Genomic DNA, 16219 nt, shown 5'->3' with positions numbered 1-16219 from the left:
AACCCCTGAATCCATGAACTCTTCGACCCTAGAACACACCGACCAGGCCACGCTCGAGGAACTGAGCGCCTCGCTGCCAACCGCCGAACTGGTCCAGGTGCTGGCCAGCCGCATGCGCGCGGGCCGGCATGACGAAGTGGGCGCCTTCACGCGCAAGGCCTTCGACGACTATTCCAACCCCATCCGCGCCCTGGGCAACTTCGATCTGCCCTGGACCCATGACCATGACCTGTGGCTGGCCTTCGCGCGGCAGACCATCCCCTTCGGGTGCAGGATCGACGGCAGCCTGGACGGCGACATTCCACGCCATAGCCCCGAGCTTGCGGCCGAGTTCGAGCAGATGGCGCGCGCCAGCCTGGCCCGTCCACCTGCGCCGGACGGCGACAACGACTACCGTGAAATCCGCATCCTGGACATGTTCGGCTGGCTCTGGTACCCGGGCATCAGCCGTGAACGGGTGATGCAGCTGCTGGACTGGGCCGCAGAGCTGAACGTCCAGTCCGGTGGCGGGTATGACAGAGCCGACTGGAAGCTGCTGCTGGGCAGCCTGGACGACCAGGACCTGATGGAGCTGGCCGAGCGCGGTGGCGCGCTCTATGCCGACATCCGCGATGTCTACCTGACGCGGCACAGCGACGTTCCGCACCCGCAGCGCTGCGCGCCCTGGTACGACTTCTACCGCCGCCATCCCGACTGGTTCGACGACAAGCCCATCAACGAAGACCCGGGCCTGATCGCGCTGCGCTGGGACCTCGGCGCCGATGCCCAGCGGCGCCTGGAACTGGTCAACCTGCTGCTGGGCAGGGCGGACCATGAGCCGGCCGACTACTTCATCCCCATTTTCGACCGCCTGGTGCGGGAGGATTCCGCACCCTTTGTCGCCTGGATCGAAGGATGGCAGCCCAAGTACCACTTCGATGCGGTGGTCGCCCAGCAGATCTGGAAGGCACGCTACCCGGAGCTTTTGCCCCATCTGCTGCGCTGCATATTGCAGAAATCGCGGATCGAGCCCTTCATCGGCCTGCTCAACCAGATGCTGGCCGAGCAGCCCGACTATCTGCGCGAGATTCCCACCGTGCGCCTGGCCCCGCTGCTGGCGCAGCTGGACCCGGCCATGCTGCATGCCCGGCTGCCCCTGCTGGGCGAACTGCTGGCTGCCAGCAGCTCGCGGGCGCTGCGCGAAGCGGTGGCGCGCTTCATGCAGGGACTGGATGCGCAGGCCGTAGGCGCTGTCTTCGAGTCCAACGCCTGGCTGCAGCGGCGCGAGAAGGCGATGCAGCTGGCCTGCCGCGACATCCTGCTGGTCCACCCCGATCCCGGGGTCGCACCGCTGCTGCAGGCGCTGCTGCGCACGGGCCTGGACCTGGGCTCCGAAAGCATGGTCGAGGGCCGGCTGCTGGCCCTGGGTGTGCCAGTGCCGGGTACTTTGACCGTGGCGCAGGGGGAGGGGGGCCGGGTGCCGCTTGACGCACTGGAGGCCCGCGTGGCGCGCTTCAAGCGCTTTTCCAGCAGCATCAAGGCCTATGACCAGCCAGAGACCCTGGCCCTGTTCGCGCCGCTGTCCGAGCATGCGGCCCGCACCGTGCTGCATCTGGTGGCCACGGCCGAGGAAGAGCTGCCGCCGCTGGTGGAGCAGTTGCTGGCCCATGTGCCGGCCGAAAGCCGCGCCCAGCTGTCCCTGCACCTGGTCAATGCCTGGGTGGCCCTGGAGGGCGAGCCCAAGGCGCGCTGGGCGCTGCGACTGGCCAACGGCCATGTCGACGACCGCCTGGTGCAGACCCTGGTGGCCGCCGTGAAGGCCTGGGGCTGGAGCAAGAAGCTGCGCGCCATCATCGCCGTGGAGCAGCTCGGTGCGCTGGACACGCTGTACGCGCTGTCCCAGGTCCAGACCCTGTCCACCTCGCGCAAGCTCAAGGACCTGGTGATTGCGGCAGCGCATGACGCGCTGGAGGCAGCCGCCCAGCGGCGCGGCCTGAGCCTGATCGAGCTGTATGACGAGCTGACGCCCGATTTCGGCCTGGGCGGCGAAGGCCTGGTGCTGGAGGTGGGCCCGCAGCGCTACCGCCTGCAGCTGCAGGGCGACCTGAGCCTGCGCGTGGTGGGCGACAAGGGCAAGGCCTCCAAGACCCTGCCTGCGCTCAAGGACGAATCGCTGCGCCTTCAGTGGAATGCGGCACAGGCCGAATTCAAGACCGTTGCCGCTGGCGTCAAGGCCATCGCCAGGCAGCAGGCGCCGCGCATGGGTACCGCCTTCATGACGGGACAGCGCTGGTCCGTCCCGCGCTGGCGCCGCCTGTTCCTGCAGCATCCCCTGCTGCGCATCATGGGCCGCACCCTGATCTGGCGGCTGGAGCAGGGCGCCAGCTTTCGCATTGCCGAGGACTTTTCCCTGCTCGATGCCGCAGACGATGCCGTGGAGCTGCCCGACGATGCGCAGGTGTTGCTCTGGCATCCGGTCGATGCCGCAGCGGGCGAGGTTGAGGCCTGGCGCACCTGCCTGGCCGACTACGAGCTGCAGCCGCTGATCGACCAACTGGGCGCGGGTGCGCAACTGCCCGACGCCAGCCAGTGGAAGAACCATGCCCTGCACCCTGCCGGCCCGCTGCAGATACGCCAGGGCGCGCTGTCCGGCCTGTTGGCCAAGTGGAACTACCGCCCTGGCCCCGTGGAAGACGGCCCCGGCATCTACGAGCACAGGCTGGACCTGGCGGGCCCGCAGCTGTACATCGAGCTTCACCACGGGCGCTACATGCCGTTCATGGAACTGGACCACCGCGTGGACATCGCCCACGCCGTGGTCTATGACAGCAGCCACCGCGGCGAGGATGGCCGCTGGCCCCGGCTTCAGCCGCAGCAGTGGCCGCGCGCGCTGCAGGCCACGCTGATGGCGCAGTTCGCGGCCATCGCCGCCAAATCGGCCAGCACCAAAGAGAGCGACTGATGGCCACCAAACGCATTGCAGCGCCCACCCCGGAACCTGCCGCCCAGCGGCTGCCGGCCGAGATGGCCCACGCCCAGGAACTTGCGGCCCTGCAGGCCGCCGACCAGGGCCCGCGCCCCGACGGCTGGCGCCTGAGCCCGCGCTCCGTTCGGCGCTTCATCCTGGGCGGTGCGGAACCTGACGGCGGCGGGCCGGCCATCGCGCGCAAGATCCACGGCAACGATGCCCTGGTCGAACGCGCCATCGTCACCCTGGCCGGCCAGCGCGGCCTGATGCTGGTGGGCGAGCCGGGCACGGCCAAGTCCCTGCTGTCCGAGCTGCTGGCCGCCGCCATCAGCGGCGACAGCAAGCTCACCGTGCAGGGCGGTGCCGGCGTGGTGGAGGAGCAGATCCGCTATGGCTGGAACTACGCCCTGCTGCTGCGTGACGGCCCCGGCCCCGAGGCCCTGGTGCCCGGCCCGCTGCACCGCGCCATGGGCGAAGGGCGGCTGCTGCGCTTCGAGGAGATCACGCGCTGCTCCACCGAAGTGCAGGACTGCATGGTGCCCGTGCTCTCCGACCGGCTGCTGCAGATTCCCGAACTCAAGCACGAGCAGCCCTGGCTGCTGGCACGGCCGGGCTTCAATGTGATTGCCACGGCCAACCTGCGCGATCGCGGCGTCAACGAGATGTCGGCCGCGCTCAAGCGCCGCTTCAACTTCGAGACCATGCGCCCGCTCGAAGGCGTGGCCGCGCAGGCCGCATTGATAGGGCAGGAGGTGGGCCGCGCACTGGCGCAGCAGCGCATCGGCACCACCGTCGCGCCCGATGTGCTGGCCCTGCTGGCCACGGCCTTCCAGGAGCTGCGCAGCGGCAGCGTGGAGGGCACGGCCGTGGAGCGGCCGGGCACCGTGCTGTCCACGGCCGAGGCCATCGACGTGGCCTTCAACGCCGCCTGCCAGTGCTGGTACTTCGGGCAGGAGCGCGTGGGTCCGGCCCACCTGGCGCGCCACCTGCTGGGCACGGTGATCAAGGACGACGACGAGGACCGTCGCCGCTTCGCCGAATACCTGCGCGTGGTGGCACGCCAGCGTGCAGGGCAGCCGGCTTGGCAGGACTTTGTCGCAGGCGGCCGTGAGCACTGAGGCCGCAGAGGCCATCGCCTGGCTGGCGCCGCTGCCGCAGCTGCGCCTGGTGCCCGTGCGCCACCACAGCCCGCGCTGCGCCCACCACCTGCGCGCGCTGATGCGCGAGTTCAAGCCCAGCCACGTGCTGATCGAAGGCCCGGGCGAGCTCGATGCCCTGCTGCCTGCGCTGCAGCACGCCCAGGCGCGTCCGCCGCTGGCGGCCTACCTGCATGCGACCGTGGCAGGCGGCGATGGCGCACATGAAACGAATGGCTCGAATGGCGCGAATGGCGCTTTGGAGGACGACTGGCGCTGCCGCTGCTATGTGCCCTTTGCGGCCTTCTCTCCTGAATGGGTGGCCCTGCGCGAGGCGGTGCGGCTGCGCAGCCATGTGCGCTTCATCGACCTGCCCTATGCGGCGCGGCTGGCCCAGGCCGCGCAGCTGGACTACTTCGCCTGCGCGCCCGAACCCCTGCTGGCCGACGAACCCTCGCGGCGCGCGCCCGACGTGCTGGCCGGCCTCATCCAGGCCGGCGGCTGCCGAGACTTCGACGAATGGTGGGACCGGCATTACGAATCGGGCAATGAGGACGCCTCGCCCCAGGCGTACTTTGCCGGCGTGCTGGCCTTCAGCCAGCTGCTGCGCGAGCGGGACGAGGCAGCGGGCGGCGCGGGCCCTGATGCCGAAGACAGGGCCCGCGAGGCCCACATGGCCGCCCAGGTCCGCGAGGCCCTGGCCGAAGGCGGGCGCTGCCTGGTGGTCTGCGGCGGCTTTCATGTGGCGGGCATCGTGGCTGGCATCACCGCTGGCCTGTCGGCGCCCGAGCGTCCGGCTGCGGCCGGTCAGCCCATCGATGTGGGCGTGCATCTCATCCCCTACACGCTGCAGCGGCTGGAGCGTGCCAGCGGCTACGCGGCCGGCATGCCCATGCCCGGCTACTACCAGGGCGTTTGGCAGGCGCTGGAGCAGGGCGCCTCGCAACCCGATGCCCAGGCCTGGCCCGAGATGGCGGCACGCACCGTGAACGGCCTGCGTGCCCGGGGCCTGCCCGCCAGCCTGCCCGACGCGGCAGAGGCCGTGCGCCTGGCCCATGGCCTGGCTGCACTGCGCGCCTGCCACGGCGGCCGGGCCGAGCTGCTGGAAGCGCTGGACAGCGCCGTGTTCAAGGAGCATGCCCAGGCCCTGCGTCCGCAGCCTATGGAGCCGCAGGCCGGGCAGCAGACTGGTCAATGGCTGCTGGACGCCGACGACTACGGCCAGCTGCCACCCAACGCGCCGGCCGCCCCGCTGCTGGTCGATGTACAGGCCTTCTGCCTGCGCCACCGCCTGCCCGTGCGGCCTGCCGCACCCGTGCGCAAGGAGCTGGACATCTACCGCAGCGCCCGCCACCGCCGCCTGTCGCAGGGACTGCACCGGCTGCGCTACCTGGGCGTGCCCTATGCGCAATGCCTGGCGGGACCGGACTTTGTGGCGGGCACCGGCCTGGCGCGCGTGCGCGAGGTCTGGACGCTGGGCTGGCAGGTCGAGACCACGGTGGCACTCACCGAGGCCATGCGCCACGGCTCCAGCCTGCAAGAGGCCGCTGTCCACCGCGTGCTGGAGCGGCTGTCGCAGACCGCCGACACCGAGCCGGCGCAGCGCGTGCTGGAAGTGCTGGTCATGGGCCTGGACGGCATTGCCCAGCAGGTGCTGGACACCGTGCAGGCCTGGATGGAGCGCAGCCACGACGCCCTGGCCCTGGCCCGCGCCACCGGCTGCCTGGCCCTGGCCTACGAGGCCCGCCATGCGCTGGGCGGCGTGGGCCTGGCGCGCCTGCTGCCGCTGCTGCGGCGCTGCTTTGCCCAGGCCTGCCTGCGCCTGCCCTGGCTGGGCGAGGGCGATGCATCCCAGCAGGCACAGGCCCTGGATGCCCTGGCCGATCTGCACGGCATGGTCTGCCGCGCCGTGCCCTGGGCCGACGCCGGCCTGTTCCACGATGCCTGTGCCGCCTTGCATGAGGCAGGCGCCGACAGCACGCCCGCGCGCGTGCGCGGCGCCACGGCCGGCATCCTGAGCATGGCCGGCCGCTGGCAGATTGCGCAGACCGATGCCGCCCTGCGCGCCATGCTGGGCCTGGCGCAGGTCGATGCTGCCGCCATGGGCGAGTACCTGCAGGGCTTTGTGCGCGTGGCCAAGGGCTGGCTGCTCAGTCATCCGCCGCTGCTGCGCCTGCTCAGCGACGGCATTGCGCACTGGCCGCAAGACGCCTTCCTGGCCGGCCTGCCGGCCTTGCGGCTGGCCTTTGCCCAGCTGACCCGTGCCGAACTGCGGCAACTGGCCGGGCGGCTGGCCGGTTTGTCGGGCGCGGCCACGCCACCCGGCGCAACCACGCTGGCCTGCGTGCACCTGCCATCGGACGAGGCCCTGGCGCACAGCCGCGCCTTGGCGGCCCAGGTGGGCCGGCTGCTGCATCCCTGGGGACTGTCATGAGCCGGGAAGATCCGCCAATGCACGAATCGCCAATGCACGAGCCGCCAATGCAGGAACAGGCAATCGATGCCGCCACCCTGCGGCGCTGGCGCCTCATCCTCGGGCCCGAGGCGGCCCAGCCCCTGGCTGCGGCGCAGCCGCTCGATGGCGCCGATGCGCGCCGCGACGCGGCACTGGACTATCTCTACCAGCGCGAGCACCGCCTGCGCGAGCAGCCCGACGGTGCAGGCACCGACGCCTGGCAGGGCACGGGCGGGCTGTCCGCGCGCCAGGGCGGCAGCGGCGTGCCCGAGCCCCAGGCCGTGCACTGGCTGGGCGAGGTGCGCGACCTGTTTCCGCACAGCGCCGTGGAAACGCTGCAGCGTGATGCGCTGTCGCGCTACGGGCTGCACGGCCTGCTCGGCGACCCCCAGGTACTGGCCCAGGCCACGCCCAGCATTGAATTGGTGGCCGCGCTGATGGCCGTGCGCGCCAGCCTGCCCGTGCAGGTGCTGGACGAGGCCCGGCGGCTGGTGGCACGCGTGGTGGCGGATCTGCAGGCACGGCTTTCCTCGCGCGTGCGCTCGGCCTTCGGGCGGCGGCGCAGGCGCCGCAGTAGCTGGGGCCAGGGGCAGATGGCCGACCTGGACTGGCCGCGCACCCTGCGCCACAACCTGCGCCACTACCAGAGCGAGGAGCAGGTGCTGGTGCTGGAGCGCCTGTTCTTCAGGGAGAACGAGGCGCAGCGCCTGACCTGGGACCTGTGGCTGCTGGTGGACCAGAGCGGCTCAATGTACGAATCCGTCATCCACAGCGCCGTGATGGGCAGCATCTTCGCGCGCGTGCGCGCCCTGCGCACCCATGTGCTGCTGTTCGCCGACGAGGTGGCCGACGTCACCAGCCAGTTGCATGCGCCCGAAGAACTGCTGCTGGGCGCGCAACTGGGCGGAGGCACGAATATCGGTGCCGCCCTGGCGCATGCGGCCGGGCAACTGGCCGCGCCGCGCCGCAGCGTGATCGTGCTGATCACCGATCTCTACGAAGGCCATGACGAGGCCCGCGTCATCGCCGAGACCGAGCGGCTGATCGCCAGCGGTGCGCGCGTGCTGGTGCTGGCCGCCCTGGATCGCCGCGCCCATCCCGACTACGACCGGGACCTGGCTGCGCAACTGGTGGAACGCGGTGCGCAGGTCGGCGCCATGACGCCCGACCATCTGGTGGACTGGCTGGCCTGTGCCATGCAGGGAGGGCGTTACTCATGATGCAGGAATGGCTGCGCACCCTGGACGATGACGCCATTGCCGACTGGGCCAACAAGGGCCTGCTCAAGCGAGGCGCAAAGGCCCTGGCGACATTGGATGCGGCGGCCTGGGAGCTGGATGCCAGCCATGCCCGGGCCGATATCGAAGGCCATGTCCAGACCCTGGCCGGCGCGGGCTTTGCCACGCTGCAATGCAGCTGCCCTGCCTATGGACCCTGCCACCATCTGTGCGCCTTGCTGCTGGGCCTGCGCGCGCGCCTGGCCAGCGGAGGGGCGGCCGATGAGGCAGCACAGGCCCCTATCGCGCCATGGCTGGAGGGCGATGCCGAGGCCGTGGCGCGGGCCTTCGGCAGCGCTGCCCAGCGCAAGGCCCTGCGCTGGATGGCACAGGGTTTCGAGGCCGTGCTGGAAGAGACGCCGGCCGCGCTGGTCGGTGAACTCTCCAATCCCGACGAAGTGACCGTGCGCCTGCCGCGTGCTGGCGGCCTGGCGGCGGCCAGTTGCAGCTGCAAGGCCGCCACCTGCGCGCACCGCGCCCTGGTGGCATTGCAGGCCCGGCGCGCAGCGGGCGCATCCATGCCCGAGCTGCCTGCGCATGCGCTGGAAGCCGGCGCACTGCAGCGTCTGGCGCAGGTGAGGCTCTGGCTGACCGGCTGGGTGCTGCAGGGCCGTGCCGGCATGAGCCCGGCCTTCCTCGACCAGGGCGAGGCACTGTCCACCGAACTGCGCCAGGCCGACCTGCCGCGCCCCGCCAGCGTGCTCAACCTGCTGGTGCGCGCCTTGCGCGACGAGCGCGCGGGCCGTGCCGGCGCGGCCGAGCGCGTGGCGCCCCTGCTGGCCGCGCTGTGGATGCTGCTGCGCGGCCTGGCCCAGCAACCCCTGCCGCGGCCCCTGCAGGAGCTGGCTGGCGTGCATAGGCGCAGCTACCGGCGCGTGCAAGGCCTGTGCCTGCATGCCGTGGCGGCCGAGCTGTGGCTGGCGCGCGGAGGGCAGCGCGGTTTTTCGGTGCACTTGCAGGATGCGGCCAGCGGCCGGTTCCTGACCTGGTCGGCATCGCGCGCTGAGGGCTTTGATCCGCAATGGGAGCCTGCCCAGGCGCTGGAATCGGAAACCCTGGGCGGCCTCACGGCAAGGCAGCTGCTGCAAGGTCCTCATGTGCTGGTGGACGGCTGGGTCAGCGACGACGGCCGCCTTTCGGCGCGGGATGCCACCCGGCTGGTGGCGGCCCAGGCGGCCGGCCCCTTGCCGGAGGCCGACGACCCCCAGGTCCTGCTGCGCCGCCATCTGCAGGAGCTGCATGCAGACCCCTGGCGCCAGCAGCCGCCCCTTTGGGCGCGATGGCAGGTGAGCGGCAGCGGCCTGCCGCAGACTGACCTGCTGCTGCAGCGCTGGACGATGGAGCTGCAACCGCAGCTGCCAACCTCCGGCCCCGTCATATGCCTTGCTGGTGATCTGCACGGCATGCAGGGCAGGGCGGGCGAGGCCCTGCGCCGGGAGCTGGCGTGCGGCCGGGTGCTGCAGGAGGTCTTTGGCCGCGTGGAATTCGTGGCCGGGCGATTGCAGATGGCCGTGGCATCGGTGCGCTGGCGGGACAGTACGGACTGGCACCATCCCAGCACGGCCTGGAAGCCGCCGCCAGCGCAGGGCAGCAGGGAGAAACAGCCATGAGCACGGCACCGAACGAAAACGCCGAGGCGCCGCTGCGCCATTGGCTGGCACAGGGCCAGGTCTGGCTGGCCGATATGCAGGCCGCAGGCCTGGTGGGTGCCGGCGCACCGCTGCTGGCCGCAGGCCGGGCCTGGGCCGATCAGGCCGCACTGCTGGGCTGGTCCGCCCTGGCACGGCAGATGGACGGCGTGCTGGACCCGCAGCTCGCGCCGGTGGAGCGCGCGGCCGCCCTGCTCGATATCGCGGTCTGGGTCATGACCGCGCAGCGGCTGCAGGCCGGTGCGGATCAGTCCTTGCCCTGAAAAAAGCCATTGAGCTCGGCGCCCGGCGTGGCCTGGGCGAACGCGTCGAAGCGCCCCGTCTCGGCAATGGAGCGCGCCGCATGCAGAAAGCCGCCCCAGGCTGCGCGCGCCAGTGCGCCGCCCACGCTGATGCGGCGCACGCCCATGGCCTCGGCATCCTGCAGGCTCCATTCGCTGGCCCCTCCGATCAGCAGATTCACCGGCTTGGGTGCCACGGCCGCCACCACGGCACGGATCTGCTCGGCGCTGCGGATGCCGGGTGCGTACAGGCAGTCCGCGCCGGCCTCGGCATAGGCCTTGAGCCGGGCAATGGTGTCGTCGAGATCGGGCCGGCCCACGAAGAAATTCTCCGCACGCCCGACCAGCAAGGTGCTGCCGCCTGCCTCGTCGATGGCAGCGCGGGCGGCGCGCAGCCGGGCCACGGCGTCCTCGATGCTGCGCAAGGGGTTGGCCGCATCGCCTGTCGAATCCTCGATGGACAGCCCTGCCACGCCGGTGTCCAAGGCCATGCGAACGCTCTTTGCCACCTCCTGCGGACCCAGGCCGAAGCCGCTTTCAAAGTCCGCGTTCACGGGCAGGTCGGTGGCCGCGACCAGGGTGCGCAGATGCGCCAGGGTCATGTCGCGCGAGATGGCGCCATCGGGCCGGCCCAGCGACCATGCATGGCCCGAGCTGGTGCTGGCCAGCGCCTTGAAGCCCAGGCCCTGCAGCATGCGGGCGCTGCCGGCGTCCCATGGATTGGGCAGTACAAAGCAGCCCTGGCGGTGCAGGGCCCGGAAGCTGGCACGTTTTTGTTCGGTGGTAGGGGTCATGGAACACTCCGTTTTGACTCTTGAGAAACTCAAGCATCGATTCTCCAAGGCCTGTGAACGCTATCCACCGCCACAGGCTGAATGGCTGCTGGACCTGCCGAGGCACCAACTTCTGCGCATCTTCCTGCATCACTGCCTGGGTTGCATCTTGACGGGCTACCGTTCGTCAGTTTGATTCGCCCCAGCACACATTGCGTTACGATGCCGCGGCTCTCAAATGAAAGCCGTCCTGGGCGAGTGTGTCGCAACGCCTTGGCTGCTATCGGAGGGACGGCTTCACCACGGCATTCTTTTGCCCAGATCATTCGACATGCAGACTCCGACCTCAGCCCTGCCGAGCACCACCTTCACCACCGAGCAGTGCCTGGAGGCGGACAGGTTCGACGCTTGGCGCAGCGGCATCTCTGTACTGTTCGATGTGACCCCGCTGGAACGCGGTACGGTGCGCGGTGGCTTCCACGCCTCGGTAGATGCAGTCCACTTGGGTCAATTGCTTTTGGGAGACCTGCGCTTCGGTGCACAGCGCTTCTCGCGCGGACATGCACGCGCGGCCCATGACGGGCTGGACCACTATCTGGTGCAGTGGTACCGGGGAGGCGGCTTCACAGGGCGCTGTGACGATGGTCACGAGCTGACGGTGCAAGCAGGTGATGTGGTCTTCTTCGACATGGCTCGCTGCCAGCATACCGTTGCGGACGACTCCCATGTGCTCTCGTTGATCGTGCCCCGCAGCCTTGGCGACCAGGCAATGGGTGCATCGAGTTCAGGCTTGCACGGAACCGTGTTGACCGGCAGCAGCATCTTCGCCGGGCTATTGGCAGATCATCTTTGCGCTCTGCAGCGACGCCTGCCTTCCATCGGCCTGGAGCAGGCTGACGACATAGTGCATGCCACTACCCAGATGCTGGCAGCCTGCCTGCGCCCCAGTCTACGGACGGTGGCCGAGGCTCGGACTGAATTGCAGGCAGCAATGCTGGACCGTATCAAGCGCCATATCGCACGAAACCTGGCCGCTCCCCTCTCGCCCGAGCTGCTTTGCCGGTGCTTCGGCATCTCACGTCACCGGCTCTATCACCTTTTCGAACCTTTGGGGGGTGTGATGCGCTATGTGCAGCAGCGACGGTTGCAAGAGGCCTTCCATGCCCTGTCAAACCCTGCCTACCGACGCCTGCGTGTCGCCGAGGTGGCCGCGCGCCTGGGCTTTGCCAGTGAGGCCCACTTCAGCCGCGCATTCCGGGCCAAATTCGGCCACACACCCAGCGACATACGCGCCATGGCGAATTCCACACGCGCGGCATGCATCAAGCCTCCTTCCGGGACCACTCCCGCCACCGTGGAGTATGCGGACTGGCTGCTGGGGCTCATGGCCTGAGTGCCGGATGGATGGTCTTGCCCCAGGCTGACGCTCAGTCGAAAACGTCAGGGGCTTCTGCATGCAGGATGCTCTGTGTGCAACTGCACCTGGTCTCCCTGGCCTCTGAAAGCCTTTTCATGCTTGCATCAGGAGGAAAGATTTCCGTGTCCCTAGTCTCCAGGGTGGACACCCGGCCTATGCACGAGCAGGTGCACGCAGTCGAACCCTGAAGCCTTCAGCGATGCTGTAGCGAGGGATGCCCTGACCCTCGTACTGCCGCATCAGGCAAAGAAAGCGGTGCTTGAGCTGCATGGCCGCGCTGAACTCTTCCCAGGCGATCAACGCGCAGGGTGAATCACCATAGGTGCTGCAGATTCGTACCTGGCGTCGGTCCGGCTCCATCTGCGCCCAGCCGTCCTCCCGCAGGCTGACGGGGCACACCTGCGGATTGCGCAAATCCAGCAGATCGGTGAGATAGGGCAGCTCCAGGTCGTTGAGCCAGTAGCAGTTGAAGAAGTGGTGCATGACGCCCAGTGCGTCGGGCGAGCCACAGGCTTCGAGATTCATGTGCATGCGTACGTAGGAATCGCAGAGGCGCATGCTTTGCACGCGCAAGCCGCTCAGCCGGATTTCTGCGTTGGTGCTCTCGCAAGAGACGGTGTCCTGCATGCTGTCTGCCGAGGTTGGATGGAACGTTGCTTGCGACTGTAGCCCGCTTGGCTCGGATTTGTCGCACAAATCGCCGCGCCCACGCCCGTAGCCAGCCCGAAGACCACCGCCGCGGCGACGCCCTGCCGGCTGCCGATGTCGTCCCCCTGGGCAGCGTGGGCACCCCGAAGTACCGAGGCAGACCTCGAACTGGATCGACGGCAAGGACAGGGAGCAATTCCTGATCGAAACAGCCAAAAGTTAGGCAACGGACTGCCGATACACCAAGCAGGCAGGTGCGCGCCAAGTCTAGGCGGCACCTCAAGCCCTTGGGCGCGCACGCGCCAGGGGCTTTTTTCTTTCAGCACGGTACTGTGGGCCTGGGATCAAGGAATCGGATCAATTCGGCTTCGTATAGAAGCTGTGACCATTTTCAAGACAGGCCTTTGCGTCAAGCGGCTCCAGATTGGAGCTGCAGATGCCGACCACGGTGCGCGTATTGCTCAGCGTATTTCCCGCCGTGTCCCACCCGGACCAGTTGAAGCGCCCAGTCAAGACCCCATACTCGTCTACTTGCAGGTTCTCAACCTTGTAGGAATGGACATTCGGTCGAGTAGACGGGTCCTTGCAGGTCACGGACCCGGCGGAGTTGACAGACTGCCCCGAGACTTCGAGTCCACCTTCGTAAAAGCATGAACCGCCGTTGACCAACTCTTCTTCCATCCGAAAGATGCCATCCTTTGCGTAGATATGGATCGTCCCAGGGGTCACCTTTCTGACCATTTCCTCCGCGGTGGAATAGCTGAAAGATTTTGTGTGAAGGCGGCTCAAGTGGTCTTCAAAGCGAAATCTCTTCATCAGTTGAGTGGTTTCGCCGGGGAGCGTGATGGACGCCGATGTCTCAGTGTCGAAGACGATGCGAACAGGGCCCACGACTTGTGCAACTTCGCCGTTCTGCGCCGGACCTCCCAGCACGCGACCGCCCTGGTATTCGGCCAGCTCCCCCTCGAAGATCTTCTCGTCCTTCAACCGGCCTGCCGCTTGCAGGAAGAGTGCCGACCCGTCCGTCCTATAGCCGTAATAGGTGACGATGACGTTCAGCCCGCTTTGCCTGTCGATCTGAATGCCGCGTCCTGGCTTGCCGTTCAGCTCCCCGTCAATCGTCCACATACCTGAATCAGGCAGGGCCGCCATTGCCGGCGCAGCCAGGCAGGATACGAGCGCAGAGAACACAGCACTACGGGCAAAACGATTCATAACGACTCCATTGATGTTTGAACTGCAAAAAAACGATTGACTATAACTGGCAATCATGTGACTGCGATATTCCAATTCAAGTCAAGTTTTGGATTCAATTTGGGTAATCTATTTGCGCACTAACTCTTGCATCAAGAGGCCGGCAACCCGCCCCGAAGCCCGAACGGTGCAGGCAACTCGGGCTTTTGATGTTCTGAATTCCCAATCCATGGCGACAAAGCACGTCATTTCCGTATCTGGCGGCAAGGACAGCACAGCCGTGCTGCTGCTCGCCATGGAGCGCTGCCCATCCTGCAGCATGGTCCCGGTCTTCTGCGACACCGACAACGAGCATCAAGCTGTCTATGACGACTTCGCCTGTCCGGAACACGGCGAGGGCAAGGACGGCAACAAGCGCTGGAGCCACGGCGCCAAATACATCAAGGGCTCCTTGGGCCCCGCGACGGCCAGCGGCGGCGGCCAAAACCTCGCCTCTGCTTTCATGGTCCAGGCCAACGGCGGGTTCAACAGCACGCCGGCCCGCGACCTGCGCGACCCCATGAACACGACCACCACGCGCGACCGCCTGGCGTTCGCGACCGTGTGGCTCAAGGGCGAGCCTTGGGAGGATCGTGGCTATCACGTTGCGCATGCTGGTGCCGCGCGAACTCCATAACGGCCAAGACTTTCCTCCTGGCTACCTCATCGACCGTACCGTCCCCTGGCAAGCCCCTGACGAAGACCGCCCAGGTTCGTATGCTCGACCACTCCGTGAGTCCCGTGCCCACGCAGCAAGCTGCTTGAAAGAACGCGGACCGAATAGCACTAGAATCTCTTCCAGAGTCATGGCGTAGGTTTTATTGCCAACGGCGTAGGGAGCAAAAACCTACGCCAGAACCTACGCCAAGTTCGTAAGTGAAGATGGATTCGCTGGGTGCCAAGTTGAGGTTCTGCGGCAAGCGCGCCGTGAAATTTCCAAGAAATGCAAGCCCTTGGCGAAGAAATGCATGATTCGACAATGGCTTGGCCAAGGCGGGCGTCGTTCAATGGCAGGACCTGAGCTTCCCAAGCTCAAGACGTGGGTTCGATTCCCATCGCCCGCTCCAGATAGACTCCCTACTGACGTCGGTTCTGGTGCACAAACAGAATGCGGCTTGAGAGTGGCCAATCTGGCTAAAGCGAGTGAGCAAGCCGACGTGGACATGCAGTTCCACAAGCTGGCAGTCGAACATGCGTACGGTCACCATTTCGCCCGGCCGCTTAAAGCAAGTTCTTCTTCGCCTCCACAACGCTGCGCCGTTGGCAGTCGCGCCATTTCTTCCATATCGTTCGACCCGAGCGCTTGCGCATCGCCTCTTGATGGTGCGCCGAGCTTGAACTCGAATTCTTAGGCTGCCGCCTCGAGCGGGCTTCGTCGTTGCTATGGTGCACTTGACAAGGCTGTAGGGTGCAAGCGCGCTGCCAGGCTTCCGACGGATTCCTGGGCTGGCTACACTTTTCTTTCCACAGAGAAGGGAAGTCATGGGCACAGATATCTACGTTTCGACGCTGACCGCCGATCTGGAGCAGCAGTTCATCGACGCGGTCGGACAGAGCCGCAAACTGCACGCTCCATGGGTTTCGCCGCCCAGCACGGCACAGGAGTTCCAGGGCTACCTGGCTCGCGTGCAGGAGCCGTCGGGTGCGGCATTTGTGATCTGGGAGTGGCGCAGCGATGGTTTTGCCGGGGTCGTGCAGATCACGAACATCCTGATGGACCCGTTCCGCTCTGCCCATATCGACTTCTTTGCATTCTCGGGCTTCGAAGGGAAGGGCCTGATGAAGGAGGGCCTCGCGCATGTCGTGAAGCAGGTCTTCAGGACTTCGAAGCTGCATCGGCTGGAAGCCAACATTCAGCCTGAGAACAAGGCAGCCATAGCACTGGTGAAGTCCTGTGGTTTCAAGTTGGAGGGGTTGTCGCCCGCATTCATGAAGGTCGGTGGTCGCTGGCGAGATCACGAACGCTGGGCGCTTTTGTCGGCGTAGTCGCTGCCCGGATCCGTCAGCGCCTGGGGGTTCTCCATGAACTGGTCTCGCAAAGGACGCAGCACCTTGTCATCCTGGGAAGTGACGAGACGTCGAAGAAGGTAAAGCACACCGAGGTGCAGACAAGCCCTAACAGTGGGCTTGTTCTTGCCTGACGTCTCCCCCGAAAACAGCTGGACAGCGTCCGGAACTACAGGGGCGAGATCTGCGGCGCGACAAACGCAAAAAAGCCGCATAGGTGCTGAGATGACAGGCGAAGGCGCTCGTTACAATGGAACTCCATGGTTTACTGCACTCTCACCACTACCACCTCCACGACCGCTTCCTGCGGACCGTGTGAAGTGCCGTGAGTCTCAGTTGAACCACTTCCCAGGCCCGCCAGCGATGGACAGGGCCCTTTTTTTGCCCTTGCGTCGC

The 16219-nt window shown here is 67.1% G+C and carries 12 protein-coding genes and 1 tRNA gene; 10 read left to right on the top strand and 3 right to left on the bottom strand.

Annotated elements, in window-relative coordinates; translation table 11 throughout:
• Positions 1-13: 13 nt before the first annotated feature.
• From DTS01S_RS16540 to DTS01S_RS16515, 6 genes are read left to right on the top strand one after another with little or no spacing between them, the layout of a single operon-like run.
• Positions 14-2941, top strand: coding sequence for a DUF4132 domain-containing protein (locus DTS01S_RS16540; RefSeq protein WP_061288124.1), 2928 nt, complete (start codon positions 14-16; stop codon positions 2939-2941).
• The gene (locus DTS01S_RS16535) at positions 2941-4065 is read left to right on the top strand and encodes an ATP-binding protein (protein WP_016451620.1); all 1125 of its coding nucleotides are present in this window, start codon (positions 2941-2943) and stop codon (positions 4063-4065) included. Before DTS01S_RS16540 ends, DTS01S_RS16535 begins: the two co-directional genes overlap by 1 nt.
• Positions 4055-6517, top strand: coding sequence for a DUF5682 family protein (locus DTS01S_RS16530; RefSeq protein WP_017403875.1), 2463 nt, complete (start codon positions 4055-4057; stop codon positions 6515-6517). Before DTS01S_RS16535 ends, DTS01S_RS16530 begins: the two co-directional genes overlap by 11 nt.
• Positions 6518-6564: 47 nt before the next feature.
• A complete protein-coding gene (locus DTS01S_RS16525) occupies positions 6565-7758 on the top strand; it encodes a VWA domain-containing protein (RefSeq protein ID WP_017403876.1) in 1194 nt (397 codons plus the stop codon).
• Positions 7755-9425 (top strand): SWIM zinc finger family protein, encoded by a 1671-nt coding sequence (locus tag DTS01S_RS16520; RefSeq protein ID WP_017403877.1) that lies wholly within the window; start codon positions 7755-7757, stop codon positions 9423-9425. The genes DTS01S_RS16525 and DTS01S_RS16520 overlap by 4 nt, the downstream gene beginning before the upstream one ends.
• Positions 9422-9727, top strand: a complete 306-nt coding sequence (locus DTS01S_RS16515) for a hypothetical protein (RefSeq protein ID WP_017403878.1) — start codon at positions 9422-9424, stop codon at positions 9725-9727. Before DTS01S_RS16520 ends, DTS01S_RS16515 begins: the two co-directional genes overlap by 4 nt.
• Here the strand turns inward: DTS01S_RS16515 and DTS01S_RS16510 are convergent.
• The gene (locus DTS01S_RS16510) at positions 9712-10539 is read right to left on the bottom strand and encodes an isocitrate lyase/PEP mutase family protein (RefSeq protein WP_017403879.1); all 828 of its coding nucleotides are present in this window, start codon (positions 10537-10539) and stop codon (positions 9712-9714) included. The two genes, DTS01S_RS16515 and DTS01S_RS16510, sit on opposite strands and share 16 nt — an antisense overlap.
• Positions 10540-10849: 310 nt before the next feature.
• Here DTS01S_RS16510 and DTS01S_RS16505 point away from each other — a divergent pair, with 310 nt between their 5' ends.
• Positions 10850-11911 (top strand): helix-turn-helix domain-containing protein, encoded by a 1062-nt coding sequence (locus DTS01S_RS16505; protein WP_016451626.1) that lies wholly within the window; start codon positions 10850-10852, stop codon positions 11909-11911.
• A gap of 177 nt (positions 11912-12088) precedes the next feature.
• On the opposite strand, the gene DTS01S_RS16500 is transcribed toward DTS01S_RS16505, so the two are convergent.
• Positions 12089-12562 carry a hypothetical protein gene (locus tag DTS01S_RS16500; protein WP_043790505.1) on the bottom strand — a complete coding sequence of 158 codons (474 nt, stop codon included), beginning with the start codon at positions 12560-12562 and terminating at the stop codon, positions 12089-12091.
• A gap of 378 nt (positions 12563-12940) precedes the next feature.
• Complete coding sequence (locus DTS01S_RS16495) at positions 12941-13798, bottom strand: hypothetical protein (RefSeq protein ID WP_139223835.1); 858 nt, start codon at positions 13796-13798, stop codon at positions 12941-12943.
• Positions 13799-14006: 208 nt separating this feature from the next.
• Between DTS01S_RS16495 and DTS01S_RS31230 the strand changes: the two genes are divergently transcribed.
• The 3 genes from DTS01S_RS31230 (at position 14007) to DTS01S_RS16480 (ending at position 15802) form a co-directional block, all read left to right on the top strand.
• Positions 14007-14453, top strand: a complete 447-nt coding sequence (locus tag DTS01S_RS31230; protein WP_017403883.1) for an adenine nucleotide alpha hydrolase family protein — start codon at positions 14007-14009, stop codon at positions 14451-14453.
• A 356-nt stretch (positions 14454-14809) separates the two neighbouring features.
• Positions 14810-14883: transfer RNA gene (locus DTS01S_RS16485), tRNA-Gly, on the top strand.
• A 415-nt stretch (positions 14884-15298) separates the two neighbouring features.
• Positions 15299-15802, top strand: a complete 504-nt coding sequence (locus DTS01S_RS16480; protein WP_016447197.1) for a GNAT family N-acetyltransferase — start codon at positions 15299-15301, stop codon at positions 15800-15802.
• Positions 15803-16219 lie beyond the last annotated feature (417 nt).

It is taken from the genome of Delftia tsuruhatensis NBRC 16741 (genome assembly GCF_001571325.1).
Lineage (GTDB): Bacteria > Pseudomonadota > Gammaproteobacteria > Burkholderiales > Burkholderiaceae_C > Comamonas > Comamonas tsuruhatensis.
The sequence above is the reverse complement of the archived record's forward strand: the minus strand, read 5'-3'. Positions and strand labels throughout refer to the sequence as shown.